Here is a 17,382-nt window from a genome sequence, read left to right as displayed (position 1 = left end):
TCCCCCTATTGTTTACGTTGGAAAGCAGCTATACAATCAAATTCTTCTTTCAAGCGATTGTAAAGTCGTTCATACATATAAAACATTTCTAAATATATAGCCGTATTTTCTTTATTTGGTACATGGTGATGGACAATATCAATCCAATCCTTTACCTCTTCAAGAGAATCGATTTTTCCTACAGCATATAAAGCAACTGCCGCTGCCCCAAGCGCAGATGCTTCATGGCTTTCCGGAACAAGCAATTCTTTTCCCATCATATCGGACAACATTTGTCTCCAAAATGCAGATTTTGCAAACCCTCCTGAAACTCGTATTTCAGTAAGTGGCCCTGTACAATCCCTGATTGCTAGTGCTACTGAATATACACTCATACAAACACCTTCCATCACTGCACGTATAAAATGTTCTCGCTTATGTTGAAGATTGATTCCAAAGAATGTACCACGAGCATTTGCATTCCAGTAAGGTGCGCGTTCTCCAGATAAGAAAGGTAAGAACAATAGTCCATCCGCTCCAGCTGGTACGCTTTCTGCATATTTAATTAATAAATCATAAGGATCAATGCCGAGCTTTCTTGCTACTTCTTGCTCTGGACTACCAAATTCATCACGTAACCATCTCAGTAATATTCCGCCGTTATTCGTTGGACCACCGATTACCCAGTGCTCATCTGTTAATGCGTAACAAAACGTTCTCCCTTTCTCATCTGTATTTATATTTGATGAGATTGTTCGAACCGCACCACTCGTTCCAATCGTAATTGCAGCCGCACCCGGTGATATCGCACCAACTCCTACATTTGCAAGAACCCCATCACTTGCTCCGATGACAATTGGTGTTTCTGCACTTATCCCCATCTTCTGTGCTAATTCTGGCTTCATACCTGATAAAATATATGTAGTTGGTACAGGGGTTGATAATTGTTCTGGTGACATATGTAACATAGTTAAAACATCTTCATCCCAGTTTAATGTTTCTAAATTAAATAACCCCGTAGCAGAAGCAATCGAATAATCAACTACGTAGCGTGAAAATAATTGGTAAATCACATACTCTTTAATGGAAATGAATTTATAGGCACTTGTATATAACTCTGGTTCCTCTTCTTTCATCCATAACAATTTAGAAAGTGGTGACATCGGATGAATCGGTGTACCTGTACGTCTATAAATTTCATGCCCATTCATTTGTTGTAATAATTTTTCTGATTGCTTCGTACTTCGATTATCTGCCCAAATGATAGAACGCGTTAATGGCGCACCATTTTCATCTACTGCAATTAATGCGTGCATAGCTGTACTAATACCGATTGAAGAAATATCTTCTGGTAATACATTACCTTTTTCAATGGCAACGCTTACACTTTTGTATACAGCGGCACATATTACATCAGGATCTTGCTCAGCCCATCCTACATTCGGTTGAATAATTGGGTAATCGATTGCATGTGATGCAATGACTTTTCCTTTTTCTGTGAACACAACCGTTTTTGTACTTGTGGTACCGATATCAATCCCGATTACTCTCCCCCTTGTTTCCATGCGAATCTTCCCTTCATTTCTAGCAAAATACGATTTAGTAAACCGTTTACATGAATTAGTATATAAAATATTTTTTCATTTATCAATTTATAAAAAGAAAATTTTTTTCATACCAAAAAATAAATCCCCTCATTCCATTTCACTTATATACTACATTTAGCTTTTCCATGCGGTAAAATTACGTTATATTCGTTACGCAATACACTCTTTCCTCTCATTAACAACACATACATAGTCCTCCATACGTTCTACTTATTTGCTTGAAGAAAGAGTTGAAAAGCAATATTCATTTTTAGCGGTCACGTAACATCACCATCAAACCAAGAAAAGTAACTAACCGCAGAATGAGAATTCTGTGCATTTTGCTCTTATTTATTGTTTTAAGTTCACTAGTCTTTTATCTTGATAAACATAGAGCGTGGCCCCCTACTATCACTTTTTTATCTTGTAAATATATCTTGCATACTATAAAACCGAAGTGTATTTTTATTTTTCAGAAAAATAAAATAATAATACAGAATTTATTGTATAATGTTGTAAAAAGATGTCGGAGGGATTTAATGTTAAATAAAATATCTCAATTCACAATTAAGCTTTCATCAATTCTTTTATCACTCTTACTATTATTAAATTTACCTTATTTATTTATCACTCAACAAGGATTTACCTTTCAACCAATTTATTTTTTTAATCAGATCGTTACCATGTTAAAACAGGTCTTCTCCCCTGAATCATTAGTGATTATAGGATCAGACCCGAAGTTTGGCCATTTCAAAAAAACACCATTATTTCCAACTGTTTTAGAACCTTACCTATATTCATTTACTATATTATTTTCAGCCTTTTTTCTTGCTCTCTTTTTATCATCCAGCATGGCATTTTTTTATTTTTTAGCAAAAGATTATATAAAAAAATGGATAAACCGAATTGTGTTCATATTAGAAGCTGTCCCTGATATGATGATGATGATTTGTTTGCAAATATTTTTCATATGGGTACTTCAGAAATTTGGGGAATCTCCTGTCACTATTATTTCTTTTAATGAAAATCGAGCTTATTTACTCCCTATTTTATCATTAGCTGTCTTACCTACATTACAAATGTTTCGGATGATTGTGTTATACATAAAAGAAGAACAAGGAAAACATTACGTAGAGGTTGCATATGGAAAAGGCCTTTCATCAAGTTATATACTATGCATTCATTTATTCAAAAATATATCTATCCACTTCTTCCACCATTTAAAAACGATTTTTGTTTTCTTACTTTCTAATTTATTCATTTTAGAATTTGTTTTTAATATGGAAGGCATTATTCAATTTTTATTTAATAAGGCGTTTGTTTCACCTCCAGCTGCATTTATCATACTTGTTATGATTATTTTACCGTTTTATGCCATTTTCCAAATAGTCTCATTCATGATGAATAGATGGAAAAAGCAATTGAAAGGAGTATCATTATGAAATCTATTTGGAAATCAAAACGCTTTTTAATCGGCTTTACTTATCTATTCATACTTATTTCAGCTAGTTTTATTTATAGTTGGTTCTTTAAAGATAACATCCCAAAACCTCCTCAGTTACTTTACAATGACAATAACGAATTACTTGGAAAGGCCCCCTTTCCGCCATCGTTAATTCCACCTTTTGGATCTGATCGTTTTGGAGAGTCTGTTTTCTTACAAATTGTAGAAGGAGCAAAATTCACTATTTTATTAGCAGTGGCAATTAGCTTCTTTCGAATTTTATGCGGAACATGTATAGGAATCCTCTTAAGTTTATTTGCTCCAAAACTCAAGAGATTTTTCCAGTCATGCTCAGAAGTTTTTTATTATATTCCAACTCTATTTATCGCATTCATACTCATCACGCCCGTTAATATTATAATCACATCAAATGCTGATGGGGTAGATCCAAATATTTCATTTACGTTTTATCAAGTACTCGTACTTATTTTCGTCGCTCTGCCTACACTTTCTTTATACATATCCTCAGAGGTTGATGAATTTATGAAACGAGATTACATCTTAAGTTCACAATTACTGGGTGCTAGCCGTTTTCATATTATTAAAAAACACTTACGAGTCTTATTACTTGACCGCTTATTTGTATTATTTATGGAACATATCGTCCAAACACTCATACTCGTTATCCATTTAGCGTTGCTTAACATTGTAATTGGCGGGATACAAATGCGTGAACTCTATGACGGAGTGCTTAAACCTGTTTCTCTATCTAATGATTGGGCAGGTCTTATTGGATTAAATCGTAATGAAATGAATCTTTCATGGTGGATTATTTTTTATACTCTCGCTTCATTCTTTATTACGATTCTATTTATTAAGCTTATGACCATCGGGATTCAAGATGCACTGAAAGCAAGAGATTCGCAAATTGTAGCAATTCAAAACGTTCCAGATCATAAAAAATTTGTTAAACATAAAGATTCCTTTTCGTTTGCAAATAAAGTAAACCTTTAATCATTTCTCATTAATCAAGTATTAATTGGCATTGATATTAGTAGAAAATAAAGAAGATGATCCCTATTAAATACAGGGATCATCTTCTTATACTGTCTAACTTTTTTACATGTCCTTTGCTAGACTCATGCTTTTTATATTTAAAGTGAATTATTTGCAAGCACAATTATGTTTTTTAAAATCAATTACCATACGCCCTTGAATTCTACCTTGTTCCATTTCTTCGAATACATTTTGTACTTTATCTAGAGAACAAGTTTGAACAACCGGCACTACTTTTCCTTCTGCCCCGAACATAAACGCTTCTTCCAAATCTTTACGAGTACCAACTAGAGAACCAACTACTTCAATTCCATCCAGTACAAGTCGTGGGATGTTTAAGTCCATTGTTTCTACTGGTAGCCCTACTGCAACTACTTTACCGCAAGCACGTACTGCATCAACTGCTGAGTTAAAGGCTACTTTAGAGACTGCTGTTACTACCGCAGCATAAGCGCCACCAAACTCCTCTTGCACAATTTTATCAGCAGGACCTTGAGAAATTGGATTGATAGTCATATCAGCACCAACTTCTTTTGCTAAGGCTAATTTGTCATCATTAATGTCTACTGCGATTACCTTTGCACCAAATACATTTTTAGCATATTGGATAGCTAAGTTACCTAATCCACCGCAGCCATAGATTACAATAGGTTGACTAGGTTTAATATCTGATACTTTAATAGCTTTATATGTAGTTACACCAGCACAAGTAATTGATGATGCTTGAGCAGGATCTAATCCTTCTGGTACTTTTACCGCATAATCAGCTGTAACGATACATTGTTCAGCCATACCACCATCCACTGAATAACCAGCGTTTTTAACTTCACGGCAAAATGTTTCTCTACCAGTTACGCAATATTCACAACGTCCACAAGATTGGAACATCCATGCAATACTTACACGGTCACCTATCTTTATTGAAGTAACATCATCAGCTATTTTCGTAACAATACCTACACCCTCATGACCAAGAATACGGCCATCAGTGTTACCAAAATCATGATTCGCAACGTGTAAATCAGTGTGGCAAACTCCACAATATTCTACATCTACTAACGCTTCACCTGAGTGTAACGGACGTAATTCTTTTTCAATCACTTCGATGTTTGCTTTGCTGTTTTTATTAACCACTACTGCTTTCATATGTGATCTCCCCTTTAGTGTTTTAGCATTTTAATGAGTTTATCTCACAACTACTTTCTTCACTACTTTGGCTAGTTATTGTACCAAATTTAAGTGTTCAATCATCATTACATCTTCATCATAACATGACACTTCATAAACAACTTGTGAAATTATGAACAATATTTGAATCATTACACAAATCGGTCTTTATTTTAAATTTTTAAAAATGAGAGTTTATCATTGACTATAAGTAAGTCACATATTTCTAAAAGAAAATAAATTAACAAACTTCTTACCGATAAAAAAGCTCTTCACTCAATATTTTCTACATGTAAACACTTAGTTTCACAGTAATATCCTTTGCCACCAACATAAACTTTTTCTATTTTATTTTTGCTATTGGTTGCTAATTTAACTAATATTTCAGAAGGCGAGTGTAAAGAATAGCCTTGTTCAAATACATAGACTTCTTTTTGCAAGTAGTGCTGTTCATAAAGGTAGCAAGCTAATGCACCGTTTGAAGTTCCAGTCGCTGCTTCTTCATTGATGTCGTATAGCGGAGCAAAATTTCTGCATATAATTCGATTGTCATTAAAAGTATATAGATGCATCCCGACAACATTATAATACTTGCTGATTTCTTTAATTTTTTCAAAATTAGGTTGCAGTGCATGTAATTGTGTTTCACTTTTTATAGGAATTAAAATATCTTTTAAGCCCGTGGAGACAATTTGAATTGGGTATTTATTTTCTATATCTTTACTATCAAAACAGTCGATGAACTCGTTTGGAGATACAACATCATAGAATATCGGTTTATTTTGTTCCATGAATATGATGTCATCTTTTATAGTAATAGTAAGAACACCGCTGTTCGTTTCAATCGTATAGCGATTCCTGAAAAGTTTATTTAAATGCATCAGTATCGCGAAAGAGCCAATTGTGGCATGACCACATAAATCAACTTCTTCTTTTGGTGTAAAATACTCAAATTTATAATCAGCAATTTCAGATTCTGATATAAATGCGGTTTCCGCATAGCCCAGTTGTTTGGCTATTTCCATTTTTTGAGTAGTGGTCAATGTATTCTCAATAAATACCACTCCTGCTTTATTTCCGCCTTTATGATCCTTACTAAATGCACTTGCAACATAAACAGATATTTTCATAAGACACCTTCCTCACTTATAGTAAATTATAGTATAGAAAGCACTACATATAAATTCCATTGGATAAATTATCCCTAAAATAAGAAACAAACTATTTTTAGCATTTGAACTCTCCAAAAATAGTTTGTCTACAGTCTGAAAGCTCTTCATTTGAAGAGCTTTTTTTATATTCGCTTCATCGAAATCGTTTCACGTATACTTTGTAAATTTTTTAGAGTTTCCTCTTGTCGTTGCAACGACAACCCTACATACAAAGTATCTAATAAGCTTAACTGTGCTAATCTTGATGAACTTGCTTCTGTGCGGAATTCAGTCTCACGTGTTGATGTATATAACGTTATATCAGCAAGTTGACTTAATGCTGATTTCTTATAGCTCGTAATCGCAATAATTTTGGCCCCTCTTGCTTTCGCTACTTCTAATGCTTCAAGTAATCCTTTATTGCTACCAGAATGAGAAATACCAATAACAACTGAATTTTCCGAGAGTAAACCTGCTCCCATAATTTGAAAATGCGAATCAGTATGAGCGATACAAGAAATACCCGTTCTCATAAACTTATGATACGCATCCATTGCAATAATACCAGAGCCACCATTTCCATAAAACTCAATTCGACTTGCTTCTTGTAAGGCCCGTACAGCCTGCTCAAGTGCCGTTTCATTAAGCAAATGTAAAGTATCTTGCAGTCCTGTAATATGCGAATGAAAAACTTTTTTAGCAACAGTTACCATACTATCTTCTGCTGATACCTCTTCATGGATATTTTGCATCGGTGTATGTACAATTTCACGAGCTAATGTAATCTTTAAATCTTGAAAACCTTGCAAACCAAGGTTTTTACATAAGCGGAATATCGTAGCTTCGGAACTATTCGTAACTTCAGCTAATTCTGTAATAGATTTATGTACAACATCTTGTGGATGTTTCAAAATATGTTCGGCAATACTTCGCAATTTCGGTGATAAACCATTTAACGAAGCCTGAATCTTTCCAATCCCACTTCTTGTACCAGGCATAGCATATCCTCCCCTTCCATCGTAGCTTTATCCTGTAAAAACCGATTAGTTAAACTAATCATCAGTGGGGATGGTCCTCCACTGATTAGAGTTTCACTTTATTGTACCTAATTATCGAAAGAAGAAAAACCTATATTAGGGATTACTATAATTTTTAATTGCTCCTATGTATTCTGTCATACGATATAACAGAATTATTCATACTTATGAGTAATTCTCCCCATGTTTCACTGCGTATAATGCGGCTTGCGTACGATCATCCACTTCCAATTTAGCTAAAACGTTTGAAACGTGTGTTTTCACAGTTTGTTCTGTAATATGAAGTTCTGCTGCAATCTCCTTATTGCTTCTTCCTTTTGCAATTTCGCGAAGTACCTCTTGTTCTCTTTTCGTTAACATTGAAAAAGGATTTTCTATTTCCTTCTTTACTGCGGAACGCCCCATTAATGCAGGTGTTACTTTCGGGTGAAAATTCGCATTTCCTTGCTGTACTGCAATAATAGAAGCGACAAGTTGCTCAGGTTGTACTTCTTTTAATTGATAACCATCTGCTCCAGCTTCAAGTGCTGGTATAACATAATCTTGCTCTGAAAAACTACTTAATATAAGTACCTTTATCGTCTCATCGTATTGCTTTAGACGTTTTGTTGCCTCAATTCCATCCATTTTCGGCATCGATACATCCATTAGTACGACATCCGGTCTTTCTTTTTGCACGAAATGTAATGCCTCTTCGCCATTTTCCGCTTCCCCAATAATTTCAAATTCTTCTCTCGTTTTCAAAAAGAATACAAGTCCTCTTCGAACGATATGATGATCCTCAACTAGTAGCAATTTAATCTTCAATCTTATTCTCCCCTTCAAATCGGCAATTGAATTTCTATTTTTGTACCCTTTTTCAGCTCCGTTATAATTTGAAACGATCCCTTCATTAACTGAATACGTTCCTTCATACTTTTCAGACCAAGTGCTGATTCCCTTACTTGTTCTTGTATAAATCCTATTCCATTATCTTCTATGTAAAAATGTAACTGGTTATTTTCTATTTTCAAAAGAATATGTACCTTTTCACACGAAGCATGCTTTTTACAATTATGTAGCGCCTCTTGGCTAATACGCCATAAAACTTCTTCTATTTCATCCCCAATTGAAACCATCCCATCAATTCGAACTTCCACTTGAACTCCTAATAACTTCCCGTAATTTTGAATTGCTTCTGCTAACCCTTTCTCTAATCCTTCAGGTCTTAATTGCCAAATTAATAGAGTCATCTCTTGTAATGCTTCTTGTGATAATTCTCCAATATAACTTAACATCTCTTGCAATTCTCTATCTTGCGTCATATTCAGAGTACCTTTCGCTGTTAGCATAATAGAAAATAACAATTGTTTTACTGAATCATGTAAATCACGTGCAAGTCGATTTCTTTCCGCTACCACTACATATTTACGTTCTTTCTCAACTAACTGAATACGTTGTATTGTCGTTCCAATTTGAAATGCAATTGATTCTAATAATGCTAACTCTTCCTCTGAAAAATGAGTCTTATGAGGTGCAGACACATTTAGTAGACCAAATTTTTCTGATCCAGACCTAAGCGGAATTGTCGCATGATGTGTAACATCTTCTGTCTCTCCCCAATTACATTCAATTGCATCTTCTATTCGCTTACATTCAATAATATTAGTCGCTTTTTCCAATCTCCCATTTACAAAACGTTCTACACACCAACAGTTTCCTTCACACATCGGCTTCTTCTCTTGCCACGTAAGAGCTTCTGGTAAATTTTCGTCTACAAGCATGCTATGCTTTCCACTTTCATCAATAAAGAATATCCACCCTGTTTGTAAATTCATTACTTGTAACAATGTATGCAACACTTTTTCTAACATATCCTGTAAGTTTGTTGCTTCATTTAATAATTCAGCAATTTCTTTTAATGCTTCTAAACGACGCATCTCTTTTTCTTCAAAGTTCATTCTCATCACCAACTACAATTATAACATTAAGAAATTTCTAAATTCTATAAATAAAAAAAGAACCGAATTCCTTCAGCCCTTTCTTTATATCAATCATTTTATTATTGTTATTCTATCCAATTTTGGAAGCAGAATTTTTGTTAACAAACGATTCTACTTTAGCTGTCCGATAAAGATTGTCCACCATGGATATGCTGTAAACCTTCAGTAGTAACAACCATATTCGCTGCTGGCATTTGCACTTGATTTTTATGGAACATAGACATTAATTCAAATCTTACTTGTCTAGAAGTTTCAAAATAATCTTCTGGCTTTATTAAACCTGTAATACAAAATTCATAGCCAACATATTTCAAGTTAGGATTTAAGTCTGTAACACCAACGTATTTAAATGGTTCAACAGCCTCATCCTCTACTCTATAAAGAGTTTGATTCAATTTTTCATTGCATATAACACATACTTCTTCTAACAATTCCTTCACTCTTGTTGGATCTTCCTGATAACTTACCGTGATGCGTTCAATTACACGCATCCATCCTTTATTAAAATTTTGTATCGTTCTAATCTCTCCGTGCGGGATGGTAAGTAGTTTTCCTGACCATTCACGAATTTGCATAAAACGAATACTAATCTCTTCAATAGTTCCTGAATTTGTTCCGTTAAAAGTTACAAAATCACCAACCCGAAACTCTTTGTCCGCTAATCTTGCAAAGCCTAATATAACATCTTTTAGCATCTGTTGTGCAGCAAAACCGATGACAACTCCAGCTATCCCTGCACCTGCAATAATACTTTTTATATCTATAAATTGGCTAATTAAATATATGATAAGACTGATGATAATGATATATCTAAAAATAGATCGAATTACACTTTGAATCGTCTGCTCTACCTCTTCATCAAAAAAGCTTGATTTCCTAAAAAACCAATCAATAATGCGGTTTATTACAAATGAAATAATGATTAGAACGAAAGCAAATAGTAAAAATCTTAAAAGTAAAAACTCTCTTACATAATTAAAAAATTCTTCCGTATACGTTAATAAACTCATCTAACCACTTCCTTACTAATTAAAAAATTCATAATCGCCTAAGTTTGTTCCAGAAAAATCTATTATCCTAATCTAAAATGCCACTACCCTTACTATGTATTTTGACTCTATTACTAATTCACTTTAAACAGTATGTCTAGCTGTTCTTTTTCCTGTCCCTTTAAATATACCCTTTTTAATAATCTAAAGGGAGCAAATCGTGAAATTTTTTAAACGTTAAAACTTTATTCATGTCATTACGATTTCAACTAATTTATTCATTAACTACGTAAAAAAGAGCTGAATTTATCAGCTCTTTTATTCGATATTAATTGTTGTCTTACTGCTCTTTTCTTCTTTCAATTTTGGTAATTCTATTGTCAGTACGCTATCTTTATAATTTGCTCTAACATTTTCTTCCTCAACTTGTTTAAAACTAAAGCGTCGAGTTACAGAACCTATAGAACGTTCTTTACGAATATATGTGCCATTCTCATTTTTTTCTTCTACTTCATTATGGTTAGTTGCTTGAATCGTTAATACATCTTGTTCAAAATCAACTTGAATATTTTCTTTTTGAAAACCTGGTAAATCTGCTTTCACAGTATATTTATCAGATTGCTCATGAACATCTACTTTAAAAGTATCCATGTTTAGTGGCTTAAAGAAAGCATCTGTCATCCCTTCTAATAAAGAAGGCCCAAAATCAAAAATACCATTTTGACGTTTTGTTATCTCTGGAAATAAATTACGCATATTTTTTCCTCCTTATTATTTATGAATGAAAGATTATCTCTTTCTGCCTTTATTATAACATTTGGTCAAAAAAGATCAAAGGTTTTGTTTGACCTTTTTTGATGTATATTTTACCAAATAACACAAATAAGTTATATGTCTTCTCTCCCCTTATAAAGAGGAATATATTTACATAATAACGAATAGTTTATTTGCTCTTATTTTTTCTTACGGAGGTTACATACAATGGGATATATTGAAGAACTTAGAAAAGTTGTCGGATCAAGACCACTCAATTTATTAGGCGTTGCGGTAGCTGTTTTCAATGAACAAGGACAAATAAAAGAGACCTTTTTTAAAGGCCTCTTTTTTCACTTCACTTCTGCATGTAAGCATGACTTAAAATGTCCAAGTGCAAATTCATGTCCTTGCGCATTAAAAGATGCAACCGCCTTTTCATAAACAACAATTTTAAACCCTTTATTATAAGCATCTACTGCTGTATGAAGAACACAAATATCAGTACAAACACCTACAAGATGAACTTCTGCTATTCCTCTTTCTCTTAGCTTCATCTCTAAATCCGTTCCAGCAAACGCACTGTATCGCGTTTTATCCATATAATATACATTCTCAGCATTTTTATATGTTTCGTATACTTCTTGTAACTCACCGAATAAGTCTCTACCATTTGTACCTGCTATATTATGAGGAGGAAATAATTTCGCTTCGGGATGATATTCATCATTTTCTTCATGTTTATCAATTGCAAACACTACGTAATCCCCATTTTCAATATATTGCTTCGTTATATGTACAATTTCATTCTCAATTTCTTGTCCTGGTTTTCCGCAAGTTAAAGCACCTTTTTCCGCTACAAAATCATATGTATAATCAATATTAATAAGAGCTCGTTTCATTACTATCTCTCCTTCTTCTGTTTCACAGTAAACAATAGAAAATTTGTTATTACGACATCGTATGTACTATTCGACATTTCAAATGAAATACCTACATTTTTCTTGCAAAACTCACCTTAATCCGAGTTTATCATAAAGTGAAACTTTAATCATTGGAGAGGTTGTTCATCTCCAATGATTATCAGCCCTCATCAATCGTGCATTTACAGGCAGTTGATCTCCCACCTAATCTCCTCACCTATACCGAGTTTTAAGGTAAGGTCTTACTGCCCGTTAGTGCGGGATATAATAGATAAACAATGGTAAAACAAATAGCTCCTATTAACAAGTCATGAATTTGATAATTGAGCGTTATTTGCATAAACTCTTATATCGTAAACCAAATTACTGCCATCATTAGGCTAATCAAAATGATACGAATACACCGATTCACGTATTCAGCCTCTTTCTCTGTCATAAGTAACAAGTGATTTCTTCCTATTTAATTGTATTAGAAAATGAAATAAGTTATTCACTCTTGCACACTCTAGTCCAAACAAAAAAGCACACTACTTTTTGAGTAATGTACTTTTTATTCATATTAAGACGCTGGTTTTGTCTCAAATGTTGCTTGATTAAAACTAATAACCTTTCCTTTCGGGTCATTGTTTTCATACTGAACTGCAGTAATTGTATGACTACCTGTTTCCAGCGTTTTTTCTTTTAACTGCACTGTTGTCTGCGTTGTACTAGTTACTTGATGTTTATCCGTATACATTTGATCTACAAATACGAATGTTTCTTTATCACTTTGAAAATTAGAAAGTTCTAATTCAACTTGCTGAATTAACGTATCCTTTTTGATGAATACAGTCGGTATATTGCCGTTTTCAGAAGTACCATCTGGAGTAATAACTTTTACTTTCCCTTCTCCAATTGACATTGCTCCTTCAGGAAATACAACCATATTCTCATCACTTGCGTTTACAACTTGTTCTTCCTGGTTTGATTGCGCGTCCTCTTTTTCCTGTGGAGCACCGCAACCAACTAATAACAATACAGACAATCCAGTGATTATGAATTTTTTCAAAATTCATCCCCCCTGTAACTTCATTATAATTTATTATACAAAAATAACTTTTAAATTTTGAGACTACTTTCAACACTTTCATGAACAAATAGAATCTTGCTCACGATTAATGTATCATACTTTCCTTAATAGAACATTAATTTTTTTTATGAAATAAATAGTAATTCCCTCTTATCTATCATTTTAGCCCAACATATGAATTACATACCCTCAAAAATAAAAAGACATTGTTAGTTCAATGTCTTTTCTATACAGCAATTAAAAAACAAACGTTGTAATCTCATCTACTTCTTTTCTTGTAAGTTTCTTCGGTTTATCTTTCGGAAATCCGAGTGAAATAACCATATTTATTTGTTTTTCAGGCTCAATTTGTAAATATTGGCGCAGTTCATCTTGAGCTAGCAATACTGGCCCTGTCATTGGACAAGTACCAAGTCCCTTTGCATGTGCAGCTAACATTAAGTTTTGTGCCGCTAAACAGCTACTCTTAATGCCTTCTTCTTCCCAAACTGAATCTGGAACAAAAGCAATTGGATCAAATATCTTTTCACGGAACTTTGATTCATATGGTGTTGCCAAACATACGATTAATACTGGTGCCTCCGAGAAAGCTGTTGCATATGGTCCGAAAGAACGTGTAAGTAATTTCCCTGCTTTCTCTTCTCCATTTTCTGCTGCTTTTGTCGCAAGTTTATGTAATGCATCCCATGTCATTTGTTCAATTTCTTTAATCTTCTCTCGATTCATGATAACTAAGAATTCCCACGTTTGTGAATTCGTATCACTTGGTGCGTAACGAGCACAATCAATTATTTCTTTTATATCATTAGTAGATACTTCTTGATCTGTAAACTTTCTAACACTTCGTCTTCCGTGAATTACTTCTTTAAAATCTTCATAATTCATATATTAAATCCCCTTTTTACAGCGTTTTCAAAACTTGTCCTATGCTTGAATTATATCATGAAAAAAAGCCGGAAGAATACCAGCTTTTTTCTTCATAATTAATTTGTCACTTTAAATAAACGAATACTCTCTTCGTATGCAGCTTGTAGTTTTTTCGTAATTGGTCCTCTTTCACCAGCCCCGAACTGTTCATCACCAATTTGAACGACTGGGAATATTTCAAGCGGCGTCGCTGTAAAGAAGCACTCCTCAGCGTCATATACTTCTTGTAATGAAAACTCTCGTTCCTCTACATCGATATGTAACTCTTTCGCTAATGTAATTACGTAGTGACGTGTAATACCATGTAAAATGAAATGATCCGCTGGATGTGTAATCAACTTATTATTCTTCACGATAAAGAAATTGGAATGACACCCTTCAGTCACAATGCCATCTCGTACTAATATTGCTTCTTGATACCCTTGTTCATTTATTTTGTTTTTGATCATGATATTAGGAAGCAAATTTAAAGATTTTATATGGCAAAACTTCCACCTGATGTCCTCTTCTACTGTCACCTTAATCCCTGCCTCCATTGAAGCAACTGGTCTTGGGAACGAAACAAGATTTGCAAAATATGTCGGTTGTAAATCTGATTCATATACATGATTGCGCGGTTGTGCACCTCTTGATATTTGTAAATATACATTCCCATCTTCTTGAAATTGATTTTTTTTAATCATTTGATATAACTCTTCTACTAATTCTTCCTTCGTAAATGGTGGAATTAGTTTTATTTCCGCCATAGAGTTAAAGAATCGTTCCAAATGTAAATCTAATAAATGAGGCTTGCCATCGTATAGTCTAAATACTTCATAAATCCCATCACCAAATTGGAAGCCTCGCTCTTCTAATGCGACCATCGGCTGTTCTTCCTTCGTATTAATCATTCTCCCATTAAACAAGATCCAATCTTTATGAGTAGCTTTCATTCTTCCCCACTCCTTTATCACATGATTGATTTTATTGTACAACTTATGACACCCTGAAAGAAGGAATTTTCTGTATTTTCACAAACAAAAAATACATCACTTCGTAAAAGTGATGTATTTTATCATTTATTTAAGGAAATATTTTTCAATATCATCTAACATAAGGTTCGCAGCTTTAATACCGCCTGCTGTATTCCAGATTACCTCATCTACTTGGAATACTTTGTTATTTTTAGAAGCCTGTAGTTGCTTAAAGAGTGGATCTTCTGTCCATTCCTTTGCTAACGAATTTCCTTCATTATTCTTATCTGCATCTTTATCAGACGTGAAATAGAATAAGTAGTCTCCGTCCATATTTGGAATCTGCTCTTTTGTAATTCCTTTTATCGCAAAATCATCTTTATCTTGTAATGGTGGTCGTTTAAATCCAATATCATTTAAAACAACGCCCGAGAATGAGTTTTTTTGATAAATACGAACATCACCTGGCACGAAACGAATAATAGAAACTTTAGAATTCAATTTATCGCCTAACTTCTCTTTCATTCCTTCAATGCGTTTTTTATAATCATCAAGAGCTTTTTGCCCTTCTTTTTCTTTATTTACAGCTTTTGTATAAAGTGTAAAGTTTTCTTTCCAATCACCGCGTAATGTTTCTGCATAAACAGTTGGTGCGATTTCTTTTAGCTGATCATATATTTTTTCATGACGCATTTTATTTCCGATAATTAAATCTGGCTTAAGCTTCATTACAGCCTCTAAATTAATATCACGTTCAGTTCCTACAACTTCCGTGTTTTTTAACTCTTTCGCTAAATGAGGATACCATTCATCACCAGCACGTGGTTTCGTAGTCCCCACTGGCGTTACGCCCACAGCTAGGAGAGCCTCTGCGCCTTCATTTGTTAAAACAACAACTTTTTTAGGTGTACCATTTACTGTCGTTTCACCCATTGCATGCTTTACCGTATATGAATCTTTTGCTTTCGCTGATATATTATTTTCTTTTTTCTCTTCTTTACTACATCCTGCAATTACAACCATGAGTATCATAATGCAGAACATAATTAGTTTTTTAGTATGTATCATATGTCCTCCCTAGATGAAATCGATTATCATTAACATTTAAAGATTAATGTATCTTACATACATTGTCAATGTATATAAGATAACTTTTTTAATATATACTATTTAGATTCTATCCGCTTTTCTAATGTTTCTTTTTAAAACATAGTGCATAAGTATGAAAAAAAATGTTGTTATTAAAATGCGTATCCTTGTTATACATAACAAGGATACGCATCCATATTGCACTATCATTTCAATTCCTAATATTGAGTATACTTAATATACGCTGAGTCATTATATACCCACTGATTTCCCCCAAGGTTTAACCAACCATTTTCATTTATATATACTAAATAAGATTCTGGAGAATTTAATTGGCGGATAACTGCAGATGTAGTTGATGGACCACTTCTTAAATTTACATTCATCCCTTGTATATATGCAACCCCAATCGGGCTTCCATCACTATTGCTTGTCTTTACAAAATTAATGTACGAAGGATCATTATACACCCATTGTCCATTCCCCAAATCTAGCCATCCGTTACTTTCCTGATATACAACGTAAGATTCTGGAGAATTTAATTGACGAATAACTGAGGAAGAAGTTGATGGACCATTTCTTAAATTTACATTTTTCCCAAGAACATAAGCGATTCCCTTCGTTTGAGGTGTCGGTTGTGGGTTAGGGGGTTGTGGATTTGGAGCTACTCCCAAAATAGCTGCTATTCCATTTGCATACGCTTGACTTAGATCTTCAATAAATTGTGGATTTTTTAATAAATTCGCATCAAACGCTGTATCAATAAAAGCAGTCTCAGTTAAAATTGCATCCATTGCGGTTTCTCTTAATACCGCATAATTTTCTTTTTTTGCTCCTCGATCACGAAGACCGTATTTTATTAATACAGGATTGACAGCTGTATGCATTTTTTGTTGCTTTGCATATGCAGTGCTGCTATTGGATAACGCATTATAAATATAACTTTCAAAACCTGTACCCCCGCCGCTATTAATATGAAATGAAATAAAATAATCCGCACTGAAAGCATTAGCAATATTAGCACGTTCCGATAAAGAAATAAACACATCACTATCACGTGTCATTTTAATTGTAATTGGGTAATTTACCGTTAAAATGTCTCGAACGCGTCTAGCAATTTGAAGTGTTAAGTTTTTTTCTACTAAACCATTACCAACAGCACCAGAATCATATCCACCGTGCCCTGCGTCTATAACAAGTTTCATTTTATTGCCCCGCCCCTTTCTTGTAATATGTTCGCATTTCTACTCGTCCTATTTTATGTGAAATGTACAAGT

General features: G+C 33.8%; 16 protein-coding genes and 1 pseudogene. 2 read left to right on the top strand and 15 right to left on the bottom strand.

The features are described from left to right. Positions 1-5: 5 nt before the first annotated feature. The gene (gntK, locus tag ACTFRY_RS15160; RefSeq protein ID WP_000449999.1) at positions 6-1,544 is read right to left on the bottom strand and encodes a gluconokinase; all 1,539 of its coding nucleotides are present in this window, start codon (positions 1,542-1,544) and stop codon (positions 6-8) included. Between the two features lie 560 nt (positions 1,545-2,104). Between gntK and ACTFRY_RS15155 the strand changes: the two genes are divergently transcribed. Beyond that, the gene (locus ACTFRY_RS15155) at positions 2,105-3,007 is read left to right on the top strand and encodes an ABC transporter permease subunit (protein ID WP_000932681.1); all 903 of its coding nucleotides are present in this window, start codon (positions 2,105-2,107) and stop codon (positions 3,005-3,007) included. After that, the gene (locus ACTFRY_RS15150; protein ID WP_000836568.1) at positions 3,004-4,023 is read left to right on the top strand and encodes an ABC transporter permease; all 1,020 of its coding nucleotides are present in this window, start codon (positions 3,004-3,006) and stop codon (positions 4,021-4,023) included. Before ACTFRY_RS15155 ends, ACTFRY_RS15150 begins: the two co-directional genes overlap by 4 nt. A gap of 150 nt (positions 4,024-4,173) precedes the next feature. Here the strand turns inward: ACTFRY_RS15150 and adhP are convergent, their stop codons facing one another. The 14 genes and pseudogenes from adhP to ACTFRY_RS15080 all read right to left on the bottom strand — a co-directional run bounded on the left by adhP (position 4,174) and on the right by ACTFRY_RS15080 (position 17,310). After that, on the bottom strand, positions 4,174-5,211 hold the full coding sequence (adhP, locus tag ACTFRY_RS15145; protein WP_098616749.1) for an alcohol dehydrogenase AdhP: 1,038 nt from the start codon (positions 5,209-5,211) through the stop codon (positions 4,174-4,176). Positions 5,212-5,504: 293 nt separating this feature from the next. Further along, positions 5,505-6,362 (bottom strand): PhzF family phenazine biosynthesis protein, encoded by an 858-nt coding sequence (locus ACTFRY_RS15140; RefSeq protein WP_000704317.1) that lies wholly within the window; start codon positions 6,360-6,362, stop codon positions 5,505-5,507. Positions 6,363-6,526: 164 nt separating this feature from the next. Then, positions 6,527-7,381, bottom strand: coding sequence for a MurR/RpiR family transcriptional regulator (locus ACTFRY_RS15135; RefSeq protein WP_001119646.1), 855 nt, complete (start codon positions 7,379-7,381; stop codon positions 6,527-6,529). A gap of 204 nt (positions 7,382-7,585) precedes the next feature. Beyond that, on the bottom strand, positions 7,586-8,227 hold the full coding sequence (gene casR / locus ACTFRY_RS15130) for a two-component system response regulator CasR (protein ID WP_000694631.1): 642 nt from the start codon (positions 8,225-8,227) through the stop codon (positions 7,586-7,588). Between the two features lie 14 nt (positions 8,228-8,241). Beyond that, on the bottom strand, positions 8,242-9,339 hold the full coding sequence (gene casK / locus ACTFRY_RS15125) for a two-component system sensor histidine kinase CasK (RefSeq protein WP_176545905.1): 1,098 nt from the start codon (positions 9,337-9,339) through the stop codon (positions 8,242-8,244). Positions 9,340-9,518: 179 nt separating this feature from the next. Then, complete coding sequence (locus ACTFRY_RS15120; protein WP_098616747.1) at positions 9,519-10,412, bottom strand: mechanosensitive ion channel family protein; 894 nt, start codon at positions 10,410-10,412, stop codon at positions 9,519-9,521. Between the two features lie 297 nt (positions 10,413-10,709). Beyond that, entirely contained in the window at positions 10,710-11,147 is a 438-nt protein-coding gene (locus ACTFRY_RS15115) for an Hsp20/alpha crystallin family protein (RefSeq protein WP_098616746.1), read from the bottom strand. Positions 11,148-11,497: 350 nt separating this feature from the next. Continuing rightward, positions 11,498-12,046 (bottom strand): cysteine hydrolase family protein, encoded by a 549-nt coding sequence (locus ACTFRY_RS15110; RefSeq protein ID WP_016117736.1) that lies wholly within the window; start codon positions 12,044-12,046, stop codon positions 11,498-11,500. 250 nt (positions 12,047-12,296) lie between these two features. Continuing rightward, positions 12,297-12,503: pseudogene (locus tag ACTFRY_RS15105) on the bottom strand (hypothetical protein). Positions 12,504-12,626: 123 nt separating this feature from the next. Beyond that, entirely contained in the window at positions 12,627-13,115 is a 489-nt protein-coding gene (locus ACTFRY_RS15100) for a hypothetical protein (RefSeq protein ID WP_098616745.1), read from the bottom strand. Positions 13,116-13,373: 258 nt separating this feature from the next. Further along, on the bottom strand, positions 13,374-14,021 hold the full coding sequence (locus ACTFRY_RS15095) for a nitroreductase family protein (RefSeq protein WP_044795545.1): 648 nt from the start codon (positions 14,019-14,021) through the stop codon (positions 13,374-13,376). A 98-nt stretch (positions 14,022-14,119) separates the two neighbouring features. After that, entirely contained in the window at positions 14,120-14,995 is an 876-nt protein-coding gene (gene dat, locus ACTFRY_RS15090) for a D-amino-acid transaminase (protein WP_000648387.1), read from the bottom strand. Positions 14,996-15,121: 126 nt separating this feature from the next. After that, on the bottom strand, positions 15,122-16,084 hold the full coding sequence (locus ACTFRY_RS15085; RefSeq protein WP_000581989.1) for an ABC transporter substrate-binding protein: 963 nt from the start codon (positions 16,082-16,084) through the stop codon (positions 15,122-15,124). Positions 16,085-16,323: 239 nt separating this feature from the next. Continuing rightward, positions 16,324-17,310: an N-acetylmuramoyl-L-alanine amidase gene (locus ACTFRY_RS15080; RefSeq protein ID WP_044795542.1), complete on the bottom strand. Its 987-nt coding sequence runs from the start codon at positions 17,308-17,310 to the stop codon at positions 16,324-16,326. Between the last annotated feature and the right edge of the window lie 72 nt (positions 17,311-17,382).

The organism is Bacillus cereus group sp. MYBK195-1 (assembly GCF_051916605.1).
In the GTDB taxonomy this organism is placed as follows: Bacteria; Bacillota; Bacilli; order Bacillales; family Bacillaceae_G; genus Bacillus_A; species Bacillus_A cereus.
This window is presented reverse-complemented; position numbering and strand designations above follow the sequence as displayed.

Excerpts from the sequence above, each read along its gene's own strand:
- gntK (WP_000449999.1), bottom strand. The coding sequence starts at position 1,544 with ATGGAAACAAGGGGGAGAGTAATCGGGATTGATATCGGTACCACAAGT.
- ACTFRY_RS15155 (WP_000932681.1), top strand. The coding sequence starts at position 2,105 with ATGTTAAATAAAATATCTCAATTCACAATTAAGCTTTCATCAATTCTT.
- ACTFRY_RS15150 (WP_000836568.1), top strand. The coding sequence starts at position 3,004 with ATGAAATCTATTTGGAAATCAAAACGCTTTTTAATCGGCTTTACTTAT.
- adhP (WP_098616749.1), bottom strand. The coding sequence starts at position 5,211 with ATGAAAGCAGTAGTGGTTAATAAAAACAGCAAAGCAAACATCGAAGTG.
- ACTFRY_RS15140 (WP_000704317.1), bottom strand. The coding sequence starts at position 6,362 with ATGAAAATATCTGTTTATGTTGCAAGTGCATTTAGTAAGGATCATAAA.
- ACTFRY_RS15135 (WP_001119646.1), bottom strand. The coding sequence starts at position 7,381 with ATGCCTGGTACAAGAAGTGGGATTGGAAAGATTCAGGCTTCGTTAAAT.
- casK (WP_176545905.1), bottom strand. The coding sequence starts at position 9,339 with ATGCGTCGTTTAGAAGCATTAAAAGAAATTGCTGAATTATTAAATGAA.
- ACTFRY_RS15120 (WP_098616747.1), bottom strand. The coding sequence starts at position 10,412 with ATGAGTTTATTAACGTATACGGAAGAATTTTTTAATTATGTAAGAGAG.
- ACTFRY_RS15115 (WP_098616746.1), bottom strand. The coding sequence starts at position 11,147 with ATGCGTAATTTATTTCCAGAGATAACAAAACGTCAAAATGGTATTTTT.
- ACTFRY_RS15110 (WP_016117736.1), bottom strand. The coding sequence starts at position 12,046 with ATGAAACGAGCTCTTATTAATATTGATTATACATATGATTTTGTAGCG.
- ACTFRY_RS15095 (WP_044795545.1), bottom strand. The coding sequence starts at position 14,021 with ATGAATTATGAAGATTTTAAAGAAGTAATTCACGGAAGACGAAGTGTT.
- dat (WP_000648387.1), bottom strand. The coding sequence starts at position 14,995 with ATGAAAGCTACTCATAAAGATTGGATCTTGTTTAATGGGAGAATGATT.
- ACTFRY_RS15085 (WP_000581989.1), bottom strand. The coding sequence starts at position 16,084 with ATGATACATACTAAAAAACTAATTATGTTCTGCATTATGATACTCATG.
- ACTFRY_RS15080 (WP_044795542.1), bottom strand. The coding sequence starts at position 17,310 with ATGAAACTTGTTATAGACGCAGGGCACGGTGGATATGATTCTGGTGCT.